The following is a 930-nucleotide window of genomic DNA, read 5'->3' on the forward strand; positions in this document are numbered from 1 at the left end:
CCTCTTTTCTTCTTCTTTTCTTTTTTTTTTTTTTTTTTTCTTTTTTCTCTTTCCTTTTTTCTTTCTTTTTTTTTTTTTTTTCTCTTTTTTTCTTTTTCTCTTTTTTCTTTTTTTTTTCTTTCTTTTTTTTTTTTTTTTTCTTTTTTTTTTTTTTCTTCTCTTCTTTTTTTTTTCCTCTTCTTTTTTCCTTTCTCTTTTTCTCTTCTTTTTCTTCCTTCTTCTCTTTTTTTTTTCTTCTTTCTTTTTTCTTTTTTTTTTCTCTCTTTTTCTTCCTTTTTTTTCTTTTTCTTTTCTTTTTCTTTTTTTCTTTTTTTCTTTTTTCTTTTTCTTTTCTCTTTCTCTTTTTTTTTTTCCTTTTCTTCCTCTTCTTTTTTTTTTTCTTTCTCTCTCCTTTTTCTTTTTTTTTCTTCTTTTTTTTTTCTTTCTCTTTATTTCTTCTTTTTTTTTTTTTCTTTTTTTTTTTTCTTTTCTTTTTTTTTCTTCTTTTTTTTCTTTCTCTTCTTTCTATTTTTTTCTTTTTCTTTTTCCTTTTTCTTTTTCCCATCTTCCCCTCCCTTCCTTCTCTCTCTTTTTTTTCCTTTTCTTTTCCTTTTCCTTTTCCCTTTTTTTCTTTTACGTTTTTCTTTTTTTTTTCCTTTCTCTCTTTTTCCTTTTTTCTCCTTCTTTTCCTTTTTTCTTTTCTCCCTCTTTCATTTCTTCTCCCTCTCTCTTCTTTCTTCTTTTTTCTCCTCTTTCCCTTCTTTCTTCTTCTTCTCTCTCTCACTTTTTCCCTTCACTTGCTTTTGTTTTTTCTTTTCTACTACATCTCCGTTTGTTTTTTCCCTCTTATCTTCTACTACTCTTCCTTTCTCTCCTTTTCTCCCTTTTACCCTTCTCTTCTGTTTCTCTCTACTTCTCTTCCCTCTCCCTCTCTTTTTTTTTCTTTCTTCT

Annotated in this window: 2 protein-coding genes; both read right to left on the bottom strand. The window is 26.0% G+C overall.

The annotated features are described in order from the left end of the window. Window positions 1-763 (bottom strand): hypothetical protein (locus CBP76_RS13700; RefSeq protein ID WP_217350208.1); only part of this gene is annotated, 763 nt, incomplete at its 3' end. Continuing rightward, on the bottom strand, window positions 690-930 hold a 241-nt coding region (locus CBP76_RS13705; RefSeq protein ID WP_217350210.1), incomplete at its 5' end, for a hypothetical protein. The genes CBP76_RS13705 and CBP76_RS13700, both read right to left, overlap by 74 nt.

Origin of the sequence: Companilactobacillus nuruki (assembly GCF_002872255.1) — a bacterium.
In the GTDB taxonomy this organism is placed as follows: Bacteria; Bacillota; Bacilli; order Lactobacillales; family Lactobacillaceae; genus Companilactobacillus; species Companilactobacillus nuruki.